Raw genomic sequence first — 26,421 nt, 5'->3', positions numbered from 1 at the left:
GCCTGAACCGGCGATAGAGGTTTCCAGCGCCTACGACGCTTTCTCACGATCGTGTCGCCGTCAGTAAGCCGCCTCATCGTGATCATGACAGGTTGAGCAGGCAGTAGGTGGGAATGGCGTGCCGCCGCTCCAGGTAGGACGAGGCTCCCGACCGAACAACAGTCGACCCAAAACGACCCTCCAGCACCAGAGCTTCGTTGCTGACCTAGCTGCCAGCATCCCGCTGTCCACACGCAGCCCGACCCGACTGACCGACCTGATCCGCGCCCGCCGACGGGCTCGGCAGTCGGCGGGCGCGGACTGCCAGCACAGCAGCAGGCGCCGATGGCCCTGACCCACTCGCGCAGGCCGGCTGGTCTGGGCCTCACCCGCTCTGCCCAGGGCGGACCCATGACCTGACCGCAGCCCGAACCCACGGCTTGGTCGCCGCCGCGCAGCCGGCGTACGGCTGGTCAAGCAGGTTAGCGAAAAGGCGGGGAGGGTGCCGCGTGGACGTGGCGGGATTCGGTGGGCGTCTGCGCCCGGGGCCTCGCCGAGCGGGCCGATCGCCACCTCGCCTGGCTGTCGCGGGTCAGTCGCCGCCTTGCCACGGTCGCAGCCCTGGCGTGGTCTCCCGGTCTCCGCCGGGGACCAGGATATGACCGGCCAGCCCGAGCGCCACGATCGCGGCGACCAGCAGCGGCGGCCAACCGCCGGCCCACGGCAGCACCAGCAGTGGCATGAGCTGCCAGGCCACTCGCCGCCACGGCACGACCGCGGACACCAGCAGGGTGAACAGGACGCGACCGAGCACGAACAGCGCAGGGCCGCCGATGATCAGCACCAGCCACCGCGCCGGCGTCGTTCCGGTCGGATGGTGGACGACCAACTCGAACGAGGCCGCCGTGACGACCACACCGGCCAGCAGCACCAGATGCGTGTACGGGGCCAGCCGCGGCGGCCGGCCCGCATTGGCCCCGGCCGCCTGCAACAACTCGCTGGCCCGGTAGGCGTAGATCTGCCAGAGCAGCAGCATGGTGGCGAACGCGCAGAGCAGGGCGGTGAGCCGGAGAAGGTCGAGGCCGCCCCTGCTGACCTGCAGGGTCGGCAACAGGATGATGTCGCCGAGGGCCAGGATGACGAACTGCTGGTACCGCTCGCCCAAGTGCTCGGTGGTCCGCTCGTATTGGGCGACAGGAACCCTGCCCAGCCGGGGCGTGGGATAGCGGGCCGCCGCGGCGACCAGGTCGATCGTGATGGCGACGGTCCAGAGCGCCCAGTTCGGACTGTGTGGCAGCGCGCCGGCGACCCAGAAGACGCCGGACACGGTGAACCAGAACAGAAACCGGGTGGCGCGCTCCAATGCCGTCCGGTGCCCCTGCCGGTACAGGGCCGTGACCAGGATGATGCAGCGAAGCAGGTGCGTGCCGACGTACGCGATCACGAAGACCAGCCGGTGCGCGGTGGTGACCATCGGCAGCGCTACCGCCATCCCCACCGAACCGACCATGGCGATCATCAGGATGGCCTGGATCGGGCGCTGCTGCGGGTCGTAGAACTCGGTCGTGGTCGCGGTGATCGACCAGGTCCACCAAATGGCCGTCAGCATCAGCAGCACCTTGGCGCTGCCGGACCAGGAGTGCTCTTCGGTCAACAGTGTCGAGATCAGCGCGAGGGCGGCCACGAAGACCACGTCGAAGAGGAGCTCCAGCAGCGTGGCCCGGGCCGCCCCCTCCATCCGGCGTACCAGCGCCGTACTTCCTCCGGTGGTCATGCCCGGCCTCCCGCCGCATCCTTCCAGGATTATCGGCGGCGCCGGCGGGGCCCGTCTCCGGATCGACGATTCCCCCCGACCGGCGTGGCAGGAGACAGCAGCGGCGCAACACGGGCTGACGCTGGCGTTTGGACGACCTGACGTGGCTCTGACTCGCCTCTGCCACCAGGGATTATGAGATCCAGATGGGGGACCCGGCGAGCTGCCCGGATAGCCTCCTAGCAGCGGAGATACCTCTCGGCATCTCTCAGCACTCCCCCGCTGTCCGTCGCCCTCTTGCGGACTAGATGCGGACTGCGCCGCCTGGACTCACTCCCCTGCCACTCATAGGCTCGCCTGGTGGTGTCGATGGTTGCGACGGCGGGGCTTGTGTTCGTCATCGCGATGACGCTCACCCTCCTGGCGCTCATGGTGATCAGTCTGTTCAGGCCACGAGACCCCCGGTCCAACGACGGGCCGCTTGACCACATGCATCACCCTCCGCCGGATGGGGGCGCGGGTGGCGGTGGAGACTAGAAGATCAGGGATGGCTGGCCAGTGCCGGCTCCTGCTGGTCAGCCCGTCGGTGGTTGTCGGGCAGCGTCGGCGGGCGCGGGCACTCTTGGCTGTACGGATGGCTGTACGGCCAAACGGGGCCGTGCGCTTGTCCGGCTCGCGATGGGATCATCTCGGAAACCGGGACAGTTGTCCCGAGGTCGGCTGCCATCGGACACGGAGGAGATCATCATCAGCGCCGAGCCGGGCATCCCAAACCTCGCCGAGTTGCGCGAGGCAATCGAACGAGATCGGGTTCTGCTCGGATCGCTGACCCCGGGATCCGACGAATATCGGCGGCTTCGGCGAAAGATCACCCGCAACACGGCGAAGCTGCATGAGTACGAAGAACTCGGTGACCGGCGTCGCGTCGAAGTCGGGTACACGGGACTGCTTTTCGTCCTGGTCGGCGGCATCGTCACCTGGGCCGGCTGGGGCTCATGGTGGGTTCTACTCGGGTTCGGCATGCTGTTGCTCGGGGTTTATTGGGCCGATCGGCTACGGCCTAGTCGCGACAGCCGGCTCTGACGCTGCTGCGCGGATCTCCTCGTCGGGCAGTCGTAGACCGTCCAGCCTCCACGGACGGGGACAAGGTGGAGCGCCCTGCCGGACGAGTCTCAATGGCGGCTGTCAAGCGTTGGTATAGACGGCCTGCGGGTTAGAAGAAGATCAGGGATGGCTGTTCAGGGGTCGCATCTCTGGTTAGCACGTCTGCTTTGCGGACAGCGCTGGCGTCTGCCAGTGGTCTTGGCTGTGCGGATGGCTGTACGGCCGGCCAACGCGCGGTCAGGGAGAACCCTAGGCTGACGCCATGTCGGCGGAGCGCGAAGTGATTGACCTGAACGAGCACGATCACGAGCCAGCGGAGCCCGGCGGCGCCACCCCCGAGGGCCTCATGGCCAGACGGAAGATGAATGTATGGCTCGTCGCTGCCTTCGTGGTCGGCGTTGTGCTTGGCGGTGTCGGTGTCAGCGAGCTGCGAGACTCGCGGGAGGAGCGGGAGCGGAACGCTTCGGTCTCACTCGTGGCCTTCCCTGCATCCATCAGTAGCGGGGGTTCGGACGCCACGGGCGTCCTCCAGATGGACGGGCAACTGGCAGTGACCAACGCTGGCCCCGCGCCGATCACGGTTCGTGCGGCTACCGGTCAACGACCCGGCGTCCAGGTCCATGACACCGGCCAGACTCGGCTGCTGCGCCCCGGCGGTACCGCCTGGATCGATGTCAAGCTGCGCATTGAGTGCTCTATCGCGTTCGGGAGCGAGCCGTTGTCGATACGGTTCTCCGTCGAGACCGCCGACCAACAGATCAGAGAGGTCAGCTACCCCGTCGCCGTAGTGGGGAGCGCCTGGCACCGTGAGGCCGAGCAGCCATGCGCGCACCTCGCTGACTTGGCCAAGCGTGGCAGCTAACGCTCAAGCGGATCTCCTCGTCGGGCAGTCGTAGACCGTCCAGCCTCCCCGGACGGGGACAAGGTGGAGCGCCCTACTGGAACGACCTTGGCCCCGACCGGGGACTGGTAGCCCTTATGGTGCCCGATGAGGTGATCCGCGGGCGGCATCTCTGAGACCTCCCACAGGGGTGTGTGTCAACCGGCGGCTCCTTGGAGGGCCGGGGTGTGGGGCAGAGCCCAGGGTTGGCGCGGAGCGGGACGGTTGTTACCGGGCTTTGCATCGTCGGCTCTGCCGGTCCCAGTGCCGGAAAGGCTCTGGTCTCGTCGTAGGGCTGGCCGGTGGTCAGGCAGTGGTGGATGCCGAGCATCCGGTTGAACAGGTTGCGTTGAGCGGCGGCGTGCCAGTCGCCGCGGTCCCGTCGTCGGCGGTAGTGGGCCAGTGCGCCGGGTGAGGTGGTCAGGGCGCAGAACGCCCACTGGTAGCCGACCGAGGCCAGACGCTGGTTTTTGGCTTGCGGTTGAAGACAACGCGGCTCTTGCCGGAGGCACGAGTGACCGGTGCGGCACCGGCGTAGGCCTTCAACGCGCGGGCGGTGGGGAACCTCGCCGGGATCGACGACGTTAACCCGCCGGTCCTCGACGGGCTTCCCGCCGCCGACCGGTATGGCCTGGCTGCGACCGCTACGCCGAGCACGCTCCACCGGGCGCACCCGTGTGGGCGAAGTTGACCGCGAGGCAGTGCGACCAGACTCGGTGGGCGTGGTGCAACGGGTACGACGAGGCCGTCGAAGACGAGGCGGCCCGCCACTGCCGCAGGGTCCTGCACCCCAACGGCGACGATCGGGACGTCAGTCACCTGCACCCCGACCGGGTGCGCCTGGGCGGGCAGGGCGTGTTCGCACGGGACTGGGCGTGGACGCCCAACCCGGACGGAGACCTCCGAATTCCGGTCGGCTTCGCCGGCACCCTGGTTGACCGGTGGAACGGGTGGGCGGTGTTCACCTGCACTCGGGAGGTGGCCGAGGCGATCGTCGCCGACCAGCAGGAGGCCTGCGGTCGCTACCGGCGGCAGCTCGCGGCTGACGGCATCGGCGAGCGCGGCGAGCAGATGGTGGACGACTCCTGGCGCGGCTGCGGTTCGACGGTGACGTCCTCGTCGTCGACGAGACGCGGGTGCACGACGACCCGGGCGCCGTCGACCGCATCATCCCGGACGGGCAGGGCCGCTGCATCGTGATGGGCCGCGCCTGGACGTGGACGGCGGTGCACCCCTACGACTGCGACCGCATTGCCGGCAGCATCCCCGATCCGCCCTTACCCGAGGCCGGACCCTCGTCCGACACCAACACGGAAAGGAGGCCTGGCGATGCGCGATGACGGCGACGAGTTCGGCGAGTACGCCCACGAAGAGATCCTGCAGGCCCTCGTGACGCGCCTGCTCACCAGCGGTGACCTGGACCAGCTCTGCGATGACACCGACCTGCCTCACCTGGTGCACGGCGACGGCAGCCCCGTGACCATCACGTCCGCCCGCGTCTACCGAGACGCCGGGGTGCTGACCCTCGACCGGGGCGTGTGGCTCGAGCTGTCCGACGGCAACGTGTTCGGCCTGACCGTGCAGATCTCCGGCCGCCCCCGCGGTGAGGTCACCCTGCACCGCCCGTAGCCCCGGCAGCGGATCGACTTGATCGATCCGCTGCCCGGTGCGTTCCTTGTCGTCGCCCGCCAGCGGCGGCACCTGATCGGCAGCCCTCGGGGCTGCCGTTGCTGTGAGCACCTCACGGTGGTCGGCCGACCCTGCCGCAGGGCGCGCCCGCCACCGCCCGTCTCCGCCGCGCGGACACCGCACGTTGCCCGCGCACCGCAGACGGGTGCGCGGGCCCCTATGACAGGAGGACCCACATGGACCCTGCAACCCCGCCCGCCACCGCCGACACCCCGCCCGACTTGGGTCACGGACGCCGGCCCGGCTACCTCTACCGGCAGGTCGCCGCCTACCTGGCCAGCCAGCCGGACCAGTGGTTGAAGGTCGGCCAGGTCACTACCGCGATCGCCGCCCGCTCGAGCGGCGCGGTGTTCGAGGCGTTGAAGAAGATGGCCGCCGCCGGCTACGCCCACCACCACCTTGGTCCGCACCGCTTTCAAATCACCCAGGCGGGCATCGACGCCGCCGGCGCCATGCCCCCACCCGCGCCCCGCGCGCCCGCCAGCGGTGGCGGCGGGCGGTCGGCGCGGCGGCAGCCGGTCGCCCGGCCGAACGGGGACCTGTACTTCCCGCGCAAGCTCGCCGGCGCGACCGATGTGGACGTGCTGCGCCGGCTGCGGGACAAGCGCATCCCGGTGCTGCTCTACGGCCCGCCGGGCACCGGGAAGACCGCCCTCGTCGAGGCCGCCTTCGCAGATCTGCTGACCGTCGCCGGGACCGGCGACACCGTGGTGGAGGACTTCCTCGGCAACTTCATCCCCCTGCCGGACGGCGGGTTCGAGTTCGTCTACGGGCCGCTCGTGGTCGCGATGCGCGAGGGACGGGCGTTGCTGGTCGACGACGCCACCCTGATCCCGCCGAAGGTCCTCGCCGTGCTGTACCCGGCGATGGACGGCCGCCGGGTGATCACCATTCCCGGCTACCGAAACGAACGCGTCGAGGCCGTCGACGGGTTCTACGTCATCGCCGGGCACAACCCCGGTGTGCACGGGGCGATCCTCACCGAGGCCTTGGCGTCGCGGTTCGACGTGCACATCGAGGTCACCACCGACTGGGAGCTCGCCCGCCACCTCGGCGTCCCCTCCCCCGCCATCCGGGCGGCCATCGCGTTGAACGCCGACCTGGCCGCCGGGCGCGTCAGTTGGGCGCCGCAGCTGCGCGAGCTGCTCGGCTTCGCTCGCGTCCGCAAGACCCTCGGCCTGCCCGCGGCGGTGGCGAACCTCGCCGGCCGCGCCCCCGAAGACGACCGCGAGCACGTCCTCGCCGTCCTGCGGCAGCACTTCGGCGCCGACACATCGGCCCTGACCCTCGGCAAGCAACGCTGAAACGGAGACATCGCATGCCCCTGAGCAGCATTCACGTGCGTACCAGCCTTCCCAGCACGACGGGCGGCGACCCGGACTGGCAGCCGTGGAGCGACGCCTGGTCCCGCCACATCCCGGTCCTGACCGACCGACACGACCTGCAGGTCACCGTCGCGCCCGGCGCCGGCGGCGGCGCGCCGGCCTGCTTCTACCCCGACGCCCGCCGCATCGAGGTCGACGCCACCCACATCGGGGCACCCACCATCGCCGACCCGCGCCGCGCCGGCCACAAACGCCTCGTGCCCACCGCCTATGGGCTGCTCGTGCACGAAGCCGCCCACGCCACCCACAGCCTGTGGCGCACACCGCCGGGCACCCCACCGGTCGTCGCCGCCGTCGCCGACCTGCTGGAGGAGTCCCGGGCCGAGAACCGGCAGCGCGGCAGGCGGCGAGCCGACCGGCGGTGGCTGCGCCACGCCGTCACCCACCTGCTCAACCCCGACGGGGCGCCCGTCGACGACCCGTGGCACGCCGGGCAACTCGCCGCGCTGCTCCTCGCCCGGGTCGACGCCCGCATCATCACCGCCAAAGACATCACCGGGGTGCGGGCCGCCGTCACCGCCGTCCTCGGCCGCCCACGTCTGCGGCAGCTGCGCGACGTGTGGCGGCACGCCCACACCGTGGGCGACAGCGACGGCGAGCAGATGATCGACCTGGCGTGGCGGTGGTGCCGGATCCTCGGCATCGACCCCCACCAGCAACCCGCCCCACCGCGGCCGGATCTTGGGGTGTTCGCCGGGCAGCTCGCCCAAGCCCTCACCGACTACCTCGCCCACACCGCCGGAGTGACCCCCGCCGAGTACACCGCCCAGCAGGTCGCGGACCGGCATGGGGCGGCCGCGGCGTGGACGCGCCGCGACCCCACCGACGCCGAACGGGCCGCCGCCCGCCACCTCGCCGCCCGGCTGCGCCGCGCCCGCACCCACCAGCCCGAACCCGACACCCGGCCCAGCCCGATACCGCCCGGACGGCTCCGCACCCGCCACGCCATCACCGCCAAGGCCCAAGCCGCCGCCGGCACCATGCCCACCGCCACACCATGGCAACGCCGCACCACACTGCCGCCGCCGAAGCCCGCCCTGCACCTGGCCGTGCTCGTCGACACCTCCGGCTCCATGCGCGCCTACGCGGCGCCGATGTCCGCCGCAGGGTGGATCCTCGCCCACGCCGCGCGAACCAACCAGGCCACCACAGCCATGATCGGGTTCGGCAGCCGCGCCACGGTGCTCGTGCCGCCACGCCAACAGCCGGCGAAGGTCCTGCAGATCGCGGCGGTCGGCGGGACCACCGCGTTCATCGAGGCGGTGAAGCTCGCCGACCAGCTGCTGGGCCTGCGCCAGCCAGGGCGGCTGCGGATGCTCGCCGTCGTCTCCGACGGCGACCTACCCGACATCGAACCCGCCCAACGGCTGATCACCACCCTGCACCAGGCGGGCTGCGCCGTACTGTGGCTGCGCCCCGCCGACCTCGCCGGACACACATTCGGCCACACCACGACTCTGCTGGCCAGCGATCCCGTGCAGGCCGTCGACGCCATCGCCGACGCCGCCGTCACCGCCCTCGAACGCGCCTGAGCAGCATCGGGCCCGACGCCGATCGGACACGAGCCACCACGGCATCTCCCAGCCAACCGCGTCGCCGACCTGGTCGCGCCCTCCCTGAGCACCAGCGCTGCGGCGGACTTCGCCGCGGCCCTCGGGGGCTGGAAACGCCGCCACCGGCATCCCGCCGTCGCTGCCGGGCACCGCGTCCCGGCCACCACGCCCGCCTCGGCGTTCACAGCCGACCGGCACTCGAGCACCCGACTGTCGTTCGGGTGCCACCGGCGGGAGCGGCGCCGCCCCCTGCCCCCTCTGGCAGTCAGCCCTCACAAGGGCCCGCCGACACCTACCTGAGGCCCCGCAGCCGAGCCCGCTGTGGGGCCTCACGGCGTTGCACCCCACCTCTCGAACCGAAGGAGTTGTCCCCTATGGCCCACGAGCATCTATCCCGCCTGACCTTGACCGCGGTCGGTGACCTGCTCGCCGTCGTGCCGTACCTGTTCGGCTTCCACCCCGGCGACAGTCTCGTCATCGTCGGACTCCGCGCGAACACGATCGCTGTGGCGGGCCGCGTCGACCTGCCCCACCGCGACGAGATCCCCGAATGGGTCGACGGTGCCGGCCCACAGCAGCTCACCCTGCTGCGCAACGTCGGCGCCACCGCAGCGATCATCATCGGCTACGGGCCCGCTACCCACGTCACCCCCATCATCGACGCTCTCACCCCACAGGTGCGCGACGCGGGCGTCACCGTGCTCGACGCGCTGCGGGTCACCGACGGCCGCTACTACTCCTACCTCTGCCAGGAACCAGACTGCTGTCCCGTCGACGGGGTTCCGTTCGACGCCGTCGGCAGTGTCGCCGCCGTCTGGGCGATCGTCGCCGGTCAGAGCGCGCTGCCCGACCGGGCCGCTCTCGTCGCCAGCCTCGCCCCCACGACCGGCGTCGCCCGCGACGCCGTCACCGCGGCCACCCGGCGCGCACAGAAGCGACGCATCACCGCGTTCACCGCAGGCGGCCGCGCGGCGGTCCTCCGGGCCGGGCAGAAGGCGGTACGCGAGACGTTCGCCCGCTACGCGGGAGACAGCGTGCTCACCGACGACGAGGTGGCCTGGCTGTCCGTGCTGCTGGTCGACACCACGGTCCGCGACGCCGCCTGGCTCGCCACCGACACCGACCCGTCGCACATGGCTCTGTGGACCGACCTCACCCGCCGCGTCGAACCGGCCCTCGCCGCACCACCGGCGACCCTGCTCGCCTTGACCGCCTGGCGAGGCGGGCTCGGCGCCCTCGCCTGCGTCGCCCTGGACCGGGCCCTGGCCGCCGACCCCACCTACTTCCTCGCCCAGCTGCTCGACCGCGCGCTGCGCGACGGCCTCCCGCCCACCGTCCTCGACGGCTGGCCCGCCACCGACAACCCCACCCCTAGGCCGCCGGGCCCCGGGCAGAAATAAGCCCTCTCATGGCACTGCACCTCTTCTTTGACCTGACCGCCGCGCTGCGACTGGCCGAGCACGCCGTCGCCTCACGCGAGCACGGCCCGTCGTTCAGCGAACACGACGACGGCATCGCCTGCCCGGGCGCGCTGGTCTGGGTCCACGACCACGGCGTCTACCTCATGTCCAGCGGCCTGCCCCGCCTCGATGACCCGGACCGTCCCGGCTCCAGCCTCGTCGTCTACGCCGACGGCTGGAACCCCGACACCGACGGGCACCGCCGCGACGCGGACCTCGGCGGCGACGACTTCGCCGATCACCTGCACCTCAGCGACGCACCCACCCACTGATCACCGTCCTGCGCGCCGCCCAGGCCGACGGCTACCCGTGGCTGCACCTGAGCGTCACCGGCGACGCCTACGAGGTGCGAGTCGCTCGCACCCGACACCACCAGCCCTGACCAACCACCCGCGCGTCTGCCCCGCCGCCCATCTGCCGCGGGGCAGACGCGCCCTTTTGAGCACCGGAGACCTGATGAGCACGCCCGACGCGGCCACGCCGCCACCACCGACCCTGGAATCCGTCCTGCGCGATGCCTGGGCCGCATTCGCGCCGACCGAGCCCGCCCCGCTGGGATGGCTCACCCACACCACCGCCCAGATCCGCGCCTACCTGCGCGAGCACCACAGCCCGCCCGCGCCACTGCTCCCGGCCGCCGACGCTGGGGCGCGGCTGCGCCGCGAGGTGTGGCGGGCGCTGTACGAGGCGGTCAGCACGCACGACATCGATGGTGACGCCGCAGACCGGGTGCTGTGCGCGCTCGACCTGCCGCCGCTGCCCCGGCGCTGGCAGGTACGCCTCACCCTCCCCGTCCTCATCGAGGTCACCGCCGCCGGCCGTGAGAACGCCTTCGACACCGCCGAAGCCTGCATCGAGACCGCCCTCACCGGCGCGGACCTTGTCGTGCGGTTCGAGTGGGACGGTGCCGAACGCGACGACGCCAACCCGGGCGACCTCGACGCCACCGCCGCCGAACCAGCCGAGCTGACGTGACCGTCGCCCGCACGCCATCCGCCCGCCCGCCCGAACTCTGAGGAGTCTTCCCCGTGACACTGCACCTCATCGGTAAGTACACCGGCCACGACATCCCCGACGACACCCTCGCCGCCCGCACGCGCGGAGGCGCGCCGGCCGTGCTCGCGGCCGCGCTCGCCGATGCCTGCCATGCCCTCACCGGCACCGAAACGGACCTCGCCCGCTGCGCCGACACTATCGCCGCCCGCCTCGACGACGTCCGCCGCGCCCTCGCCGCCAGGCCCGGTGAGCCGGCACCCACCATCAACCCGACCGGTGTGCTGCAAGCTGACGGACCGCGCCTCGATGCGCTGAGCGCGCAACGCGCCGCCCAGATCAGTCATCTCCGGGCCCTGGTCCGTATCTGGCGGGCCCAGCACCAACCTCACCAGCCGCCGACCGGGGACTCCGCCGACCAGGTCCGGCGCTTCGCCGAGCGCATCGTCGCCGAGATCGACGACGACATCAGCGAAGGGATCGTGCCCGCCGGCGTCGGCTCGTTCACCGACCTGCACCGCTACCTCGACGCCAACGACTACCTGATCTGCGCCGGCGTCCCCTACGACGGCACCCCGGCCAGCATCGACCTCACCCGCTCGGTGCAGGACCTGGTCGTCGCCCGGCTCCGCACACCCGGCCGCCGGTTCTGCACCCACGGCACGTGCACCTTCGCCGCGCACGACCACACCAACGCGCACGGCCCGGACGGCACCGACCTCGACGCGGCCGTGCCCCTGCGCTGCCGGCACTGCGGCCAACCCGCTCACTACGACGCCCGGCTGGAGGACTACCGCCACGACGACCCCGCCGTACGCGACTGCTTCCTCATCCATCGCGACGACTAACCCGGCCCTCGGGTCGCGACGGACGGGCGACGACTTGATCAATGGGGAAAGTCGAGCGTCACTGGACCCGGTCGCCACCCGGGGCGGACCCGACAGCGGCATCCCCACACCGCTGGCCCGGGGTGGCGGCCACCCACGCTGACACCCAATCCGGAAGGCGCCACCGATGACCCCACCGCACCGTCGCGCCGTACCGCGCACTGTCACCGATGTCCCGCTGTGGCTGCTCGCCGCAGACGTCGCCGCCGCCCACCTTCCCGAACCGGACCGCCCGGACCGCTGCGCGAACCTGCGCTGCGCTGGCGAGGCGTACCCGTGCCCACCAGCACGCGACGCCCAACGGGCCTGCCGCGCCGCCACCCGACCCACACTGCTCGCCCGAGGCCGAGCGCAGGTCATCGGCCCGGCCACAGCTGCGGCGGACCGATTCGCCGGCTGGTTCCGGCCCACCCCACCAAGCCAGCCGCAGCAGTGGCACATGCTGTCGTCCCAGGCCGCATGACCCAGGCCCCATCGGGGTTGCGCCCATCCAGCCTGCGCCAGCGGCCGGTCGGAGCCACTGGACCTCACCGCACCGCGAGGGACCGACACGGCACAGCTGTTCTTCGGCGAGACCTCACCCTCCTCGCCGGCTAGATGGCGGCCTGCGGCGGCTAATCCTTCATGCCGCACCCGTGACGTCCCCGAGGGGGATGTCCAACCAGTTGCCTTTGAGGACCGCGCACCACCTTTGACACCTGCATAAACACCGGGGCGAGGCGCCCTGGCCTCCCGGCGGCGCCCTCGCCTCCTCGCAGATGGAGACACCGTGAAACCCGTACCCGACGCCAACTCCGACGACGAGCCCACTGACGCCACCGCAGGGGCCACGCTCAGCGTCGGCGACCCTGACCTCGGCAAGTCGCGACTGATGTCGCGGCAGTGCCAGACCTGCATCTTCGCCCCCGGCAACCGGATGCACCTCGCCGCCGGCCGGCTGCGGGACCTCGTCACCGAAACCCGCCAGCGGGAGTCGTTCATCATCTGCCATGACACGCTCCCGTACTACCAGCACCCCGAGGCCAAGCCGGCGATCTGCCGGGGTTTCGCCGACCGCTACCGAACACAGGCGCTGCAGCTCATCGAACGGCTCTTCGGCTTCATCGAGGTCGATCCACCGCAGCCGACAGATACGACCGCAGGGCATGGCCGGTGACCGCACCCGACGACTGCCTGCCCCCGCCAAGCCGAGAGGTCCAGCGGGTCGGCTGTTCTGTCACGCTCGTCGGAGCTGTCAACGACGACCCCGACTGTGGGATTCGTTCCCTCGGCACCGAGTTCCTAAGCAGCGCGGCTCGTTCGTCGCTCCATTCACGCCGGCACCGCGCACGGCGGCAGGCCGCGATGACCGATGTTGACCGCTGTATCGAGCACGCCTCACAGTCATGCTGAGGCTCTGGCCATCCACGCATCGTCTCGGAATCTGAACTTCGATCCGATCGACCGATCGAGGAGTTCGACATCGCCGGCCTCGTTGTCACCGTCCGACCGTCGCCGACGTCAGTCGTTTGGCGACGCCGAGTCATAGCAAGGGGCTGCGCCGTCACACGTCGTCGCCGACCTGCCCGGCGTAGCGGAACGTTGGCGGGTCGGTCTCGTTGCCATGGCGGACGTAGCGGTAGTGGGCGGGCGGGCCTGGGTCGTCGCTGGCACCCGGCTCGGGGACCGACCCGCCGGCGGTACGGCCACCGTGGCCGACCTCGCCACGTTCCGCGCCGCCGACCCGGCGCGCGGTGAGCTGCCCGCACTGATGTGGGGCACCGTGCCCGCGTCGGTGCCAGACGGCACCAGGCTCGCCGTCGCTGTCAACGGGACGGTCGGCGCGGTCGTGCTCGTCGTGCCGCCGGACAAAGGTGGCCGGCGGTTCGCGCACTCCTGCCCGACAACCCGATCTTCACCGCCGCAGCCAACCGATTGGACCTCTACCAGGTCGGCGCCGACGGCGGGCTGCGCCGCCTGACCCTGTCGTGACTGGCCGCCGGGTACAGCGGCGCGGGGGGTGATGCCTGATGACGGAAGCCCCGCGTGTGGGGACGACCTGGATGTGGTGGGTGGGCAGGGACAGCCCGAGCGAAGGCCCCGGGCGTGCAGGCCGGCATGCCCGGGGGGTCTTCGCTCAGATCGGCTGATCGGAGCCTGCGGGTATGCCGACACTGCCCATCGCGTAGGAAGGCGCCCCGCGGGCTCCGGCAGGTACCCTTGGTCGGTGTTTTCGCCTCAGGGTCCGTCTCTGCGTGAACTCTGCATCCAGGCGTTGTCCTCGGTCGAGCGCGGCTATGACCTGCTAGCTCCGAAGTTTGACCACACGCCCTTTCGCACGCCGGATAGCTTTCTCGGCGCGACCGCCGACGCGCTGTCCGAACTCGGGCCGTTCGATCATGGGCTGGACGTGTGCTGCGGTACCGGCGCGGGCATGCTGGTTCTCAGGTCTGTGTGCCAAGGAGGCATCACGGGCGTGGACTTCAGCGCTGGCATGCTCGCGCAGGCGCGCAGCGCTCACCCGGACGCCACGTGGGTTCGGGCCGACGCTCGGGCCCTGCCTTTCACTGAGTACTTCAACCTCGCCGTCAGCTTCGGAGCGCTCGGGCACTTTCTGCCAACCGAGCGACCGGCACTCTTCGAGGGGGTGTACCGCGCGCTGCGGCCCGGCGGGCTCTTCGCCTTGCCGATCGGCGCACCGCCGCCCCTGGCCTCGGTCTCGCACTTGGCCACGCTCGGATTCGACCTGGCCATGCGGGTACGCAATGCCATGTGGCGACCGCCGTTCGTCATGTACTACCGCACCAGCCCGCTGGCCGCAGTCCGCGACAACCTGACAGCGGCTGGCTTCACCGTGACGGCCGTCGCCTTGACCGTCCTGGGCCAGCGCCGGGACGGCAGCTTACGGTGCACGCTGATCCTCGCGCGTAAGCCGGCAGACCTCACGGATGCCCACTCGCGGACCATGTCGCCGCCGCGTGGTGGTGACGCGATTGCTGACCAGCCGGCGGAACTGGGCGGGCTGCAGCCCGGTGAACGGAAAGATCCACTCCGCGCTGGCCGCCGGAGTCACTTGCACCCCGACGTGATCCGCCATGGACCAACCACAGATATACGAGACATCCCTTAAGCGGCAAGCCACCGAGATGGCGCACACAGACATTGTGATCGGGCCTCGCACCTGTCCCCCGGCAAGTACGCAACCAAATGTGGCGTTACGCCCGGACCGCGAAGTCATGCGGGGAGGGATTCGCCTTGCGGGCTGACGTCAGGAGCTGGGCCGGCATGATTCCCGTGCAGGTCATTTCCAGAAAGTGCCAACCTCGTCCCGGTCGGTACCGCACCGCTCGTCAGGGGCGGCGGTTGCCGACGAGACTGCCAGCCTTGTCTGCGCTGGTCGGAGCGCTGGCACCGGGGGGTGGCCAGTATCGACGGACGGTCCGTTCGGAGCGTCCGATGCGTGCGGCGATGTCCGCGGGATGCAGGTGGGGGTCCCGCCGGTACCAGTAGGTCACCGCTGCTGCCGTATCTCTGGGTACCGGCGCTCCGTCATCGGTCATGGCGTCGGGCCTGTCCGGCTTGGTCGCCGGTCCGTCATGCGGCCTTCTGAGGGGCGTCTGGCCGGAGTTCGACGCGGGCGGGGCTGGTGGTGGCGCGGGCGCGGAGACGACGGGATTGGCGTCGGCGGGAGGCGGCGAGTGAGCGGAGCTGGCCAGGTCTGCTGACAGGGACTGGGGGACGGCACGGAGACGGCCGGTGATTTCGACGAGGCTGACGCTGGCGACAATGACGAGTCCGTCGACGGACAAGGGAAGCAGGTAGGCGGCGGCGGCTTCGGTTTCGCCGTATCGGGCGGCGACGCCAACCATGTGCCAGTAGCTCACCCACGCCGCGATGCCGGCGATAGGGGCGGCGGCGATCAGCCGCAGCACAGCCAGCATCCGCTGGTGGGTGGGAACGCGGGAGATGAGTTCGACGGTGAGCATCAACGCCAGCGGCGGCCACGCGGAGATGACCTGGCTGACCGGGTTGGGTCGGGCGTGGAGCACGTTCGCGGCGATCGACGCGGCGACACCGAGGGCGAGGACGGCGCGCACCGCCCACCGCAGGCGCCGCAAGTGGCGCAGCTCCGCCTCCCTGATAGTCATGTCCGTTACGGGTGTGCGCGTGGCGTTCATGTCGAGATCTCGCCATCACCGCGGGTGGTTGCGGGGTTGGGCCGCGCGGTGTGGTGGATCTGCGTGGCGAGCCGGTCTGCGAGGGCGAGGGTGTCGTCGCTGGGTTCGGCGTCGATCTCGGCGAGTGCGCGGGTCAGCTGGCGGCGGAGGGCGCGGATCGCGTCGAGGTGCCCGAGCTCGGCGCGGGCGCGCATCGCCTGCTGGTAGAGGGCTTCGCAATGTGGGTGGTGGGTGATGGCGGTGTCGAGGACCGTGACCTGTTGGGCGGGGTTGCCGGCGAGGGCGTCGGCGAGGGCGAGGTGGGCGTCGAGGGCGTCCTGGCGGATCGCTTCGCGGTAGGACTCGACCCACTCGTAGTCGCAGCCCTCGGCCAGGGGCCCGGTGTAGGCGTCTACGGCGCGGCGCAGCGCCGCGGTGCGGGTCTGCGGGTCGGTGGCCCGCGCGGCCTCGCGGATCGCCGCCCGCATCCGCCACAGGTCGACATCGAGGCAGTCGCGGTGCAGCAGGTAGCGGTGGTCGGGATGGGTGACGTAGCTGCCGGGGCCGCCGTTGTGCCGCAGGACGGCGCGCAGCCCGGAGACGTAGGTGTAGAGCCTGCCCGGGGCTTTGCTGGTCGGGGCGTCGGGCAGCAGGTCGTCGAGGATCGCCTCCGTTGAGGCGGCGCCGTCGTGTACCGCCAGGTACACCAGCAGTTCCAGGGACTTGGCGCGTGGGCTGCGCTGCGGGTCGGCGTTGTCGACGCCGGGTCGGCCCAACACCCGCACCCGCAAAGGGCGCTGCTGGGGCTGGCGGTCCTGCACGCCTGCCGTCTGCTGCGCGTCCACGGCTCCATCAGCGCCTGCAAGGGTCTTTTCCTGTCCGTGGCGCTGCTCGGTGTCAGGCGTCGCGGCGGCGGCGGTGCTGATGTCGCCCGGTGGCCTTGCGGTGCTGCCGTGCACGTCGTCGGGCTCGCTGCCACCCCCGGCCGTCACATCCGGCGCGCCCCGGTCTGCGGAGGTGGTGGGAGATGGCATGCGTTCTTCGTTGTTGCTAAGGGCGGGTGGGGCGGAGGCGTCGACCTGGGCCTGGGCCGTGGATGCCGAGGGCTGCGGCTGCCCGGTGTAGGACTCGGCAAGCGTGACAAGCAGGCCGCTGGTCTCAACGGGATCGAGGACGGCGAGGCGGCCAACGTCAGCAGCGTGCCTGCCGTGGGAGGTCGTGCCATCGTTGGCCGGGGTGGTGGTGCCGTCGGCGGCGACGGCGATCGTGTCGCCGTCGGGCCAGTCGCCGAGCAGCACGCCGTGGATGTCCAAGCGTTGACCCTGAGCGAGCAGCGCGGCGACCCGGGCACGTTCGTGGCGGCTGTTAGCGTCGGCGATCAGCATGACCGGCGGGAGAGGTTCGGCGAACGGATCGGCGCGGCGCAGCTCGGCGATGGTGTTGACCTCGTGCTGGTAGGTCAGCCGCGTGCGGTGCAGCGTTTGCGCTTCGAGGAGGTCCAGGGCTTCGTCGAGGCCGGCGGTGACGGTCAGCCGGGGTGTGCGGGGCAGGGTGGGCGCCGCGGCGCCGAGTAGCGTCGCCGCGGTCGTCGACGGGATGACAACGTCTGTGCGCCCGTCGGGATGGTCCACACCGCCGGATGCCAGGGCGGCGGTGAGAAGCCCACGGGTAGCCGCGTGCGCGCCAGGCCCAGTCAGGCCCAGCCCGGCCGGTGGCCACAGCGCCGACAGCGGACTGTCCAGCGCCGGCGCGACCGGCAGCGGGTCGTCGCCCTCCACGCCGCCCTGGCCCGCACGGAGGTTGTCGCCGCCGTCAGGGACCTGGTCGTCGCCGGTGCATTCGACGTCGCGACTGTCGCTGTTCGCATCCGCACGGACACGCACCAAGTCGTCATCGAGATCGTCCCCTTCGTGGTGGTCACCATCTCGGAGGCTGGCGGACTCATCGGGGTCGGGAGGGCTGGCGGTGGCGCGGTGCAGGCCGCGGCGGATGTGCCCGACCACGCGGGGCATGGAGGCGAGGTCGGGGGCGTCGAGGGGGCGTGCGATCGAGGGTGTGCGGGGAACGTAGCGGCGGCGGCGGTGCGCCCACACGAGCGCCGCTGCGGCGGTGATGGCCAGAGCAAGACCCACATCGACCCAGCTGCCACCGGGTAGGGACACTCCTCGGGTGGCCGGCCCGGGAGTAACGGTGTCGCCAGGTTGATCCGCCGGGGTGCCGACGGCTTCTGATGGCGCGGTGTCCGGTTCGGATGTCGCGGTGGTGGGCGTTGCAGGGGCAGTCGGTGTTGTGCTTGCGGGTGTTGGCGCTGGTGCTGTCGCTCCCGGGTTGGGGCTGGTGGTGTCAGGATGATCGCTCTCGGCTGACGGCGCAGCGGGAGCCGCTGACGGGGGCCGCCCAGGGGCCGCCGTTGTGGGGAGACGGAGGGCCCACCCGGGGTAGATCACGTCTGGGTCGCGCAATGTGCCACCGGTGCTCGGGAAGTGGGTGCCCCTGTTGAGGGCGAAGATGTCGGGCCAGCGGTCGGCGTCGCCCAGGCACCGCTGGGCGATGTCGGAGAGGGTGTCGCCGCGCCCGACGGTGTACGTGGCGGGCTTGTGGCCGGCGACCTGGGCGAGCGCGGGGGCCCCAGCGGTGCGGGCAGTGAGGGTGGGTGTGCTGTGCCGCGGGTCGGGGCTCGGGTTTTGGGTGTCGCCGGCAGGTGTGGTGGTGGTTGATGCTGCGGCGTGCGCGGGGATGCCGGCTGTGGCGGTGGTGACGGCGGTCGCGCCGAGCAGCGCAGCGGTCAATCCGCGCATGGGTCCGGGGAGTTGTAGGGCTGGTAGCCAGCGGCGGGTGTGGGCGAGGCGGGTATAGGCGCGTGCGACGGTGACGGCGGCCAGAACTGCCCAGACCAGCCAGGCGCCGGTCTGCAGGCAGGTGGTGAGGAATCCGGTGGTCAGGGGGTCCCTGATCCACTCCTGCACGTTGGTTGTCGAGGGGATGCCTGGTGTCGGCCACGCGTTGAGACGCAGCAGCGCGGCAGGCACGGCGTAGAGCAGCAGAACGGGTGGGATCGCGGCGGCTATAAAAGCTGACCGGCGTCGCATGGCTGCCACCTGCCTCGTCGTCATGGTCCGGCCCTCCCCTGTCAGACAAGGACAGAACAGCAGCCAACGCTGGCAGTCGGTACCCGACGGGAGGGATGCTGCTGGTGACGCCGACGGTATGGCGTGTCGCTTACCGGCGGGCGCGTTAGAGGCTGACACGACCTCACAGCACCTGACGGCGCCTCACACCTGCAGGCCCGTGGCCTCTTAGTGGACCGGGCCGGTCAGGGCTTCGCTCTCGCGTCCGCCGATTTCAAGCCCTCGGCCGAGAGTGTCGGCTCGGTGCAAGGGAGTCGTCAACGGCTGGTGGCAACGCTCTACTCGTCCGTTGCAGCGTCGGTCCGTCCAGCGCTGTTGCTGTCACCGGCGTTGCCGTCGCTACCAGCTCGGCAAGCAGCTCCTGCGAGGGGGGCAAGGGCGCGAACAGGCTCAGCACGTATTCCTGACGCTGCTCCTCACTGAGGTCCTGCCACGCCTTGCCCGCATCAGCCAGGTGGGCACGGACAGCCTCGATGCGGTGCGGATGACCGTCGGCGGCACGCCAGGCACGCCATCCATTGCCGGGCTCGACGCCCTCAAGGGCGTCCGCCAGGCGGTGTTGAATGGCGGCGATGCGCTGGTCGTTCCACTTGAGCCTCACCAACTACGCTGTAGCCGAACTCGCTTGCCCTCCACATACCTCCTTCACCACCGAAACCGAGACCGAGTGGGATGATCTTGCGGAACCTAGTGAACAAAAACCGCGAAGTCGATCTCTAACGCCGCAGGTCAAGAAGTCTACTCCCCGCGCACGCGGGGGTGATCCGTCCCTGGAGGAGGTCATGACGGACGCCAGCTCCTACTCCCCGCGCACGCGGGGGTGATCCCGACCTGGCGGCGCTGAAGGGGTCGCGGCTGGTCTACTCCCCGCGCACGCGGGGGTGATCCGGAGGAGTGACATGACCGGTTCAACGAGTGTCTCTGCTCCCCGCGCACGCGGGGGTGATCCCGTGCTCTACGACGAGCTGACCGTGACGCCCCTCTGCTCCCCGCGCACGCGGGGGTGATCCCGTGCTCTACGACGAGCTGACCGTGACGCCCCTCTGCTCCCCGCGCACGCGGGGGTGATCCCGCCGGGTTGTCGGCGACGTTGAGGTCGAGCAGCTGCTCCCCGCGCACGCGGGGGTGATCCGATGTGGAGGTCAGGGCGACCCTGACCCCCGATCTGCTCCCCGCGCACGCGGGGGTGATCCTGCTCTTCGGCCTCGACTGTGAAGAGTGTTCGACTGCTCCCCGCGCACGCGGGGGTGATCCCTCCTGCCCGGAGTTGTAGAGGAAGTCGGAGATCTGCTCCCCGCGCACGCGGGGGTGATCCCGGGGCAGACGCACGTGCCCGGGACGGCGCTCGCTGCTCCCCGCGCACGCGGGGGTGATCCCGTCGGCGAGCCGGACAGCACATCGGCGCGCTGCTGCTCCCCGCGCACGCGGGGGTGATCCCAGCTCGGAGATCGCGGTGAAGTCCTCGCTGACCTGCTCCCCGCGCACGCGGGGGTGATCCCGAAGAAGGCCCCGCCGATTGGCAGGGCCTGCACTGCTCCCCGCGCACGCGGGGGTGATCCTCCCTCGGCGACCCCAGCGCGTGCCGCGAGGTCCTGCTCCCCGCGCACGCGGGGGTGATCCCGGGTTCGGCAGGTCTTCCTCCAGCGAGAACCACTGCTCCCCGCGCACGCGGGGGTGATCCCGCCGATGGGTCAACGCAGGCCGCATGGCAGGTCTGCTCCCCGCGCACGCGGGGGTGATCCGTCCTGTGGGCCGACGAGGACCACCGCATGGGCCTGCTCCCCGCGCACGCGGGGGTGATCCCCACACCACCGGCAGCAGCCCGTGCGGGTCGACCTGCTCCCCGCGCACGCGGGGGTGATCCGTCCTCAAGCAGTTAGAGGTGGAGCGGGCCACCCTGCTCCCCGCGCACGCGGGGGTGATCCCGTCTACAAGGCCGCGACGGCGAAGTGACGCGACTGCTCCCCGCGCACGCGGGGGTGATCCGTTCGCAGGCGTGATCCCGCCGGACGCCACGGTCTGCTCCCCGCGCACGCGGGGGTGATCCCCCGGTGTGGGTGGCGTCGCCGGCGTTGCGCGCCTGCTCCCCGCGCACGCGGGGGTGATCCCGTCCGTGATGACGACCGGGCCGGTCCGGTGCCTGCTCCCCGCGCACGCGGGGGTGATCCCCCGCTGCGCTGGCACTTTGACCGGCTGCTGGTCTGCTCCCCGCGCACGCGGGGTGATCCCCCGAAGTACACCGGTAGCTGCCTGATCAAGTCCTGCTCCCCGCGCACGCGGGGGTGATCCGCTGTCCGAGGCTGCGGACATCGCGGACAGCACCTGCTCCCCGCGCACGCGGGGGTGATCCTGAGGTTACTCAGGTGCTCGATTGGTGCCCGGTCTGCTCCCCGCGCACGCGGGGGTGATCCGGTCAACCGGCAGTGGGTGGTCGACCCCAAGCCCTGCTCCCCGCGCACGCGGGGGTGATCCGGTCGCCCGGGTACGGAAGCGCATCGGCATCGCCTGCTCCCCGCGCACGCGGGGGTGATCCCTTCCGGCCGACACCAGGGCGCCGAAGAACCACCTGCTCCCCGCGCACGCGGGGGTGATCCGGTTGTCCAGCCGGCGGGTGCGAGCGTTCCACTCTGCTCCCCGCGCACGCGGGGGTGATCCCAGCATCGAGGGCTGCCGCAACCGCTGGACGGGCTGCTCCCCGCGCACGCGGGGGTGATCCCTGTCCCCGCGCCTGCACCTGCGGGATTGGCTGCTGCTCCCCGCGCACGCGGGGGTGATCCCACTAACAGCGCCCCAGGGAAGGGGCAAGAGGGCTGCTCCCCGCGCACGCGGGGGTGATCCATCCACCCGCGTCTTGATCGTGGGGCCGAACCACTGCTCCCCGCGCACGCGGGGGTGATCCCGCTCCCGCGTACAACGTCGACGCCCGCCTGGACTGCTCCCCGCGCACGCGGGGGTGATCCTGGGTTCCGCCGGCCAGTCCGGAGCGACCGGCACTGCTCCCCGCGCACGCGGGGGTGATCCGCCGCCGACCTGGTGAGCGCCCGGTGAGCGCGCCTGCTCCCCGCCCACGCGGGGGTGATCCCCCGGTCCATCTTGTTGGTGACCGTCCAGATGCCTGCTCCCCGCGCACGCGGGGGTGATCCCCAGCGTGAATGTCCTCGATGCTGTCCAACACCCTGCTCCCCGCGCACGCGGGGGTGATCCCCGGCTGCTGGCCGGCTGGCGCGACTTCCGGGACTGCTCCCCGCGCACGCGGGGGTGATCCGGCGACGTCGTAGCCGGTCGCGTTCGCGGTCAACTGCTCCCCGCGCACGCGGGGTGATCCCGTAGTCCCCGAAACCGACCGGAGTAGTGCTAGCTGCTCCCCGCGCACGCGGGGGTGATCGTCGGAGCCGATGCCCTCGTGGTTCGGTTCCCACTGCTCCCCGCGCACGCGGGGGTGATCCGAAGGCGGTCCGGGCCCTGGAAGAGGAGTTTGGCTGCTCCCCGCGCACGCGGGGGTGATCCCTGGGCCTGCGGTGGAGTTGGCATAACGGGCGTCTGCTCCCCGCGCACGCGGGGGTGATCCCTTCGCAGGCGGCTACACCTTCGCCGACATGGCCCTGCTCCCCGCGCACGCGGGGGTGATCCCGGGGCGTGGTCGCAGGACGCGCCGGACTTCCCCTGCTCCCCGCGCACGCGGGGGTGATCCCGGTTCCCCGACGTCCCGGGTCACCGACAGCTGCTGCTCCCCGCGCACGCGGGGGTGATCCGCCGAAGGAGCCGGAGAAGGTCACCGAACAGGCCTGCTCCCCGCGCACGCGGGGGTGATCCGGTCTTCGGGCTCGGGAAGGTGTCTCGGGCGCTCTGCTCCCCGCGCACGCGGGGGTGATCCCGGGCCGCCACCGCGGACGCCGCGTAGACCACGCTGCTCCCCGCGCACGCGGGGGTGATCCGGGTGACATGCTGACCGTCCAGTACGGCGGTAACTGCTCCCCGCGCACGCGGGGGTGATCCCCCGACGCGGAACAAGGTCTACAGCGTGCAGGCCTGCTCCCCGCGCACGCGGGGGTGATCCCGCCTCGCCGGTCAGGCGTACGCGGCCGGCTGCCTGCTCCCCGCGCACGCGGGGGTGATTCGGCCCGCCACCTCATGGATCAGGCGCGCGGCTACTGCTCCCCACGCACGCGGGGGTGATCCGCACCGGCAGGTGCTCCTCAACGAACTTCCGCCCTGCTCCCCGCGCACGCGGGGGTGATCCCTTGTCGAACAGGTTCCCGACGATGACCCCGAACTGCTCCCCGCGCACGCGGGGGTGATCCCGAGGTCGGGTCCGGGCTGGACGTGGCCGCGAGTTGCTCCCCGCGCACGCGGGGGTGATCCCAAGGCCGCGCCGACGGTCGCCGAGCTGAACGCCTGCTCCCCGCGCACGCGGGGGTGATCCGGCCACCGAGCAGGCCCCGGCCCCGCCGAAGAACTGCTCCCCGCGCACGCGGGGGTGATCCCTCCCGGAAGCCCATGCCCGCGGCCGTCCAGGTCTGCTCCCCGCGCACGCGGGGGTAATCCGCACGTGCTCGCCGCGTCAGCCGTGCGGCTGCACTGCTCCCCGCGCACGCGGGGGTGATCCGTCGCGGCGAGTGTGCCGTCCACCTCGTCCGACCTGCTCCCCGCGCACGCGGGGGTGATCCCCAGGATGACCGCGCTGAACACCGCGGCGAGGGCCTGCTCCCCGGCGCACGCGGGGGTGATCCCCGGCCTGGACAGCCGTCCAGAACGCCGCTGCCCTGCTCCCCGCGCACGCGGGGGCAATCCCGGTCCGACGACCACCGGCCGACTTCCGGAGCCTGCTCCCCGCGCAGGCGGGGGGTGATCCCTGGCAGGTCCCCGCCCTTTTTGAGGCGGTGTGTCAGTTCCCCGCGCACACGGGGATGATCCGCCCGAGCTGTCCCTGTCGGTAGCCCTGGGCCCCTGCTCCCCGCGCACGCGGGGGTGATCCGTCATCGAAGACTTCCCAGGTTCGCCCCGGGCCCTGCTCCCCGCCGCGCACGCGGGGATGATCCCGCGGCTTGCAGGTCAGTGACCAGGTCCCGGCGCTGCTCCCCGCGCACGCGGGGGTGATCCGATGTACGTAGCTTGGCACAACACTTCTAACGACTGCTCCCCGCGCACGCGGGGTGATCCCTCGGTATGCATACCCTCCCCGACGTCGTGGGGGTACTCCCCGTGCACTGGGGGTGATCCCACCCAGGCCGGTTCAGGGGCCTTGGCCGCCCGCTGCTCCCCGCGCACGCCGGGGGTAATCCCGGACCCCATGCCGCGCGCCTGCTTCCCGCGCTTCCCGCGCAGAACTTCGCCGCCGCCAGGCTGGTCGTGACTCGCCCCTCCGGAAAAATTGAGGATCTCCAGTGGCGGATCGAGGCAACGCTCGACCACAAACGCCCGGGGCGCAATCATCAGTAGCAGTGCCCCGCCTCCCGTGCGGGATCCTTACGGGTCCAGACTTCGCTAAGCCGGACGCCCACGCTTCCCAAACCGGCGGCGCCTTGCCGCTTTGCTCCAGCCGCCGGGTATCGCAGGATTGACGATCGGGTCAACAGGGCGACGCATCAAGATCACCCCATCGAGATCCACCGGCACCCAGTGATGGTCGTGGGCCACGAACGAAAGCCGCTGTTCACCGGGAATCTGATAGACCATCAGAGCTCGACCTACGCCTGCCATCTCGGTCACCCGAGTCCACAACCTGTCTCGCACGCGGGCGCTGATGTGTCCTACGTACACACCAGCGGCCAACTCCAACAGCCACTGCGTCAAATGCCCCCGCAGCCCGGGCGGACACGCGGTGAGGATGATGACGGTCATCAGAAATCGACCTCACCCTTGTCGGCGTAGTTGCGGCCGGCGGTGAGTTCGATGCCGCTGTCATCCCAGAGGCGCAGGGAATCCTCGTCCTCAATCTCACCGCCCGGTTGCGGCTGGAGGAGCAACATACGGATGTCGCGGACACAGCGCGCGAGGATCGCGCCGTCGTGGACGCGCTCGCGTACGGCGCGTCGGGTGTCGGCACCGATGTCAGTTGAGCCGCTGGCCACCACATCGAAGGCAACGGGGATGGTGATTTCCGCCTTGTACAGGTCAGCGATGTCGTAGACGAAGGCCCGTTCATGTCCGGTGTGCACGAATCCGAGACCGGGCGCGGCGCCGAGCGCGACGATGACGGCGTGCACGATTCCGTACAGGCAGGCGTGCGCGGCTGATAACGCCTGGTTGATGGGGTCGCCGCCGGCGAAGTCGGCCTGGTCATAGTCGCGGTGGCTCCAGGCGACACCACTCCGGGTGGAGTGTTCGCGGTAGGTCCGGCGAACTCGTGCGCCCTCCTTGCCGCGTAGTTGCTGCATGGTGAGATTGACGGTGTTCTCGCCTGGGAAGCGCATCGCGTACATGGTGCGGGCGACGGCGAGCCGGCGATCGCGGTGAGTGACCGCAGCAGCCTGTGCTACGAGCAGCCGGCTGGAGGCGGCGAGTGACCGACCGTGGGCGTAGTAGCGCACACCCCGCTCGCCGACCCAGATGGCAGTGGCACCGTGGTCGGCGAGCAGAGCGATGGCCTGGTGGGTGATGCTGGTGCCAGGCCCGAGCAGTAGTACACCCACCGATGCGGCCGGAATGTGCAGCACGCCTCGGTCGTCGGTGGCGGTGATCGCGTTGCTGTCTCGGTGGATCACGCTACGCTCGAGGTAGAGGAAGCTGATTCGGTCCTCGGCGCGGGTCAGATCGGCGAGTTCGGCTGGCGGTACGCCTGGGATCTTCATTTGATCGGACCGGCATCAGCTGGTGGGGGCGAGAGTGAGCAGTCCGCAGCCGTACGCCTTTGCGTGCCCGATACCGCTGGTCAGCGTCCGACGGAAGGCATCCGCGTCGGTGATCTGGAGGATGCCGTCGTAGGTGACGGTGGTCAGCGTGACGGTGCCCATGCCGCGCTTGAAGGCTTGCGTCTGACGGCGATGCAGTCGTAGGTTCGGGCGTCCGTCCTGCTGATCCGCCAGCGCAAAGCCGTTTCGGGCAGCGCGGCCGGTCAGCCATTCGACCTGGGCCTCTTCTCGCAGGAAGCCGAAGCGTTGGGTCTCCTTTGAGTCACTGGTCTTGCGCCCACTGTGGGTCGGGTTGGCGGTCAGCCGAAACGCCCAGTCCTGTCCGGCGTTCAGCGAGCGGAGCAGGCCGTCATAGTCGCGTGTCACCCACGCCTCCGTAGTAGGCCAGCCGGCCTGCTCGACGAGGTGGGTGAGGTCGGGTCGGCCCGGGCTGACGACGTAGAGGTGAACGGTCGCGGGCGCCGACGTGTCGAGCCGCCACAAAGTGCGGGTGCCGTCCCGCTCGTGATCGTCCGGGTTGGCGAAGGCCGAGCGGACCGCGGCGTGCATGGCATGCGGTGATGACAGCAGCTTCCGTGCGCCTCGGCGCGCCGGGTTGATCTGAAATCGGGTGAGGAACAACT

General features: G+C 71.0%; 21 protein-coding genes, 1 pseudogene and 1 CRISPR repeat array. Of the genes and pseudogenes, 13 read left to right on the top strand and 9 right to left on the bottom strand.

What is annotated here, in order from left to right; all coding sequences use genetic code 11:
• Positions 1-571 precede the first annotated feature (571 nt).
• Positions 572-1,753: a low temperature requirement protein A gene (locus ACTWLT_RS19585; protein WP_252414225.1), complete on the bottom strand. Its 1,182-nt coding sequence runs from the start codon at positions 1,751-1,753 to the stop codon at positions 572-574.
• A gap of 684 nt (positions 1,754-2,437) precedes the next feature.
• On the opposite strand from ACTWLT_RS19585, the gene ACTWLT_RS19580 reads away from it, so the two are divergent.
• Both ACTWLT_RS19580 and ACTWLT_RS19575 read left to right on the top strand, forming a co-directional pair.
• Positions 2,438-2,815, top strand: a complete 378-nt coding sequence (locus ACTWLT_RS19580) for a hypothetical protein (protein WP_252414226.1) — start codon at positions 2,438-2,440, stop codon at positions 2,813-2,815.
• Between the two features lie 283 nt (positions 2,816-3,098).
• Entirely contained in the window at positions 3,099-3,698 is a 600-nt protein-coding gene (locus ACTWLT_RS19575) for a hypothetical protein (protein ID WP_445319639.1), read from the top strand.
• Between the two features lie 280 nt (positions 3,699-3,978).
• Here ACTWLT_RS19575 and ACTWLT_RS19570 read toward each other — a convergent pair.
• Positions 3,979-4,286: pseudogene (locus tag ACTWLT_RS19570) on the bottom strand (transposase); the annotation flags it as partial.
• Positions 4,287-4,403: 117 nt separating this feature from the next.
• Between ACTWLT_RS19570 and ACTWLT_RS19565 the strand changes: the two are divergent.
• From ACTWLT_RS19565 to ACTWLT_RS19520, 10 genes are all read left to right on the top strand, one after another.
• Positions 4,404-4,916, top strand: a complete 513-nt coding sequence (locus ACTWLT_RS19565) for a hypothetical protein (protein ID WP_252414228.1) — start codon at positions 4,404-4,406, stop codon at positions 4,914-4,916.
• 129 nt (positions 4,917-5,045) lie between these two features.
• A complete protein-coding gene (locus tag ACTWLT_RS19560) occupies positions 5,046-5,345 on the top strand; it encodes a hypothetical protein (RefSeq protein ID WP_445319638.1) in 300 nt (99 codons plus the stop codon).
• Between the two features lie 236 nt (positions 5,346-5,581).
• Positions 5,582-6,709, top strand: a complete 1,128-nt coding sequence (locus ACTWLT_RS19555; protein WP_445319637.1) for an AAA family ATPase — start codon at positions 5,582-5,584, stop codon at positions 6,707-6,709.
• Positions 6,710-6,723: 14 nt separating this feature from the next.
• Positions 6,724-8,322, top strand: coding sequence for a vWA domain-containing protein (locus ACTWLT_RS19550; protein ID WP_445319636.1), 1,599 nt, complete (start codon positions 6,724-6,726; stop codon positions 8,320-8,322).
• A gap of 395 nt (positions 8,323-8,717) precedes the next feature.
• The gene (locus ACTWLT_RS19545) at positions 8,718-9,743 is read left to right on the top strand and encodes a DUF4192 domain-containing protein (RefSeq protein WP_445319635.1); all 1,026 of its coding nucleotides are present in this window, start codon (positions 8,718-8,720) and stop codon (positions 9,741-9,743) included.
• Between the two features lie 8 nt (positions 9,744-9,751).
• Positions 9,752-10,075 (top strand): DUF3085 domain-containing protein, encoded by a 324-nt coding sequence (locus ACTWLT_RS19540; RefSeq protein WP_445319634.1) that lies wholly within the window; start codon positions 9,752-9,754, stop codon positions 10,073-10,075.
• A 184-nt stretch (positions 10,076-10,259) separates the two neighbouring features.
• Complete coding sequence (locus ACTWLT_RS19535) at positions 10,260-10,778, top strand: hypothetical protein (RefSeq protein ID WP_445319633.1); 519 nt, start codon at positions 10,260-10,262, stop codon at positions 10,776-10,778.
• Positions 10,779-10,831: 53 nt separating this feature from the next.
• The gene (locus tag ACTWLT_RS19530; RefSeq protein ID WP_252414235.1) at positions 10,832-11,644 is read left to right on the top strand and encodes a hypothetical protein; all 813 of its coding nucleotides are present in this window, start codon (positions 10,832-10,834) and stop codon (positions 11,642-11,644) included.
• A gap of 166 nt (positions 11,645-11,810) precedes the next feature.
• Positions 11,811-12,146 carry a hypothetical protein gene (locus ACTWLT_RS19525; RefSeq protein WP_445319632.1) on the top strand — a complete coding sequence of 112 codons (336 nt, stop codon included), beginning with the start codon at positions 11,811-11,813 and terminating at the stop codon, positions 12,144-12,146.
• 306 nt (positions 12,147-12,452) lie between these two features.
• Positions 12,453-12,839, top strand: coding sequence for a hypothetical protein (locus tag ACTWLT_RS19520; RefSeq protein ID WP_445319631.1), 387 nt, complete (start codon positions 12,453-12,455; stop codon positions 12,837-12,839).
• A 387-nt stretch (positions 12,840-13,226) separates the two neighbouring features.
• Here the strand turns inward: ACTWLT_RS19520 and ACTWLT_RS19515 are convergent, their stop codons facing one another.
• Complete coding sequence (locus tag ACTWLT_RS19515; RefSeq protein ID WP_445319630.1) at positions 13,227-13,556, bottom strand: hypothetical protein; 330 nt, start codon at positions 13,554-13,556, stop codon at positions 13,227-13,229.
• A 333-nt stretch (positions 13,557-13,889) separates the two neighbouring features.
• Here ACTWLT_RS19515 and ACTWLT_RS19510 point away from each other — a divergent pair, with 333 nt between their 5' ends.
• Positions 13,890-14,792, top strand: coding sequence for a class I SAM-dependent methyltransferase (locus ACTWLT_RS19510; protein WP_445319629.1), 903 nt, complete (start codon positions 13,890-13,892; stop codon positions 14,790-14,792).
• A 220-nt stretch (positions 14,793-15,012) separates the two neighbouring features.
• Here ACTWLT_RS19510 and ACTWLT_RS19505 read toward each other — a convergent pair whose 3' ends face one another.
• From ACTWLT_RS19505 to cas6e, 6 genes are all read right to left on the bottom strand, one after another.
• Entirely contained in the window at positions 15,013-15,840 is an 828-nt protein-coding gene (locus ACTWLT_RS19505; RefSeq protein ID WP_445319628.1) for a DUF2637 domain-containing protein, read from the bottom strand.
• Entirely contained in the window at positions 15,837-18,848 is a 3,012-nt protein-coding gene (locus ACTWLT_RS19500) for a BTAD domain-containing putative transcriptional regulator (RefSeq protein ID WP_445319627.1), read from the bottom strand. Before ACTWLT_RS19500 ends, ACTWLT_RS19505 begins: the two co-directional genes overlap by 4 nt.
• Positions 18,849-19,161: 313 nt before the next feature.
• On the bottom strand, positions 19,162-19,548 hold the full coding sequence (locus tag ACTWLT_RS19495) for a hypothetical protein (RefSeq protein ID WP_445319626.1): 387 nt from the start codon (positions 19,546-19,548) through the stop codon (positions 19,162-19,164).
• A gap of 137 nt (positions 19,549-19,685) precedes the next feature.
• A CRISPR array of direct repeats spans positions 19,686-23,614; the repeat unit is 28 nt; unit sequence CTGCTCCCCGCGCACGCGGGGGTGATCC.
• Between the two features lie 817 nt (positions 23,615-24,431).
• Positions 24,432-24,788, bottom strand: a complete 357-nt coding sequence (gene cas2e, locus ACTWLT_RS19490; protein ID WP_445319625.1) for a type I-E CRISPR-associated endoribonuclease Cas2e — start codon at positions 24,786-24,788, stop codon at positions 24,432-24,434.
• Complete coding sequence (gene cas1e, locus ACTWLT_RS19485; RefSeq protein WP_445319624.1) at positions 24,788-25,738, bottom strand: type I-E CRISPR-associated endonuclease Cas1e; 951 nt, start codon at positions 25,736-25,738, stop codon at positions 24,788-24,790. Before cas1e ends, cas2e begins: the two co-directional genes overlap by 1 nt.
• 15 nt (positions 25,739-25,753) lie before the next feature.
• A complete protein-coding gene (gene cas6e / locus ACTWLT_RS19480) occupies positions 25,754-26,419 on the bottom strand; it encodes a type I-E CRISPR-associated protein Cas6/Cse3/CasE (RefSeq protein ID WP_445319623.1) in 666 nt (221 codons plus the stop codon).
• Between the last annotated feature and the right edge of the window lie 2 nt (positions 26,420-26,421).

The organism is Micromonospora yongxingensis (genome assembly GCF_052601155.1).
Note: the sequence above shows the minus strand (reverse complement) of the source record. Positions and strands in the feature narration are given on the sequence as shown.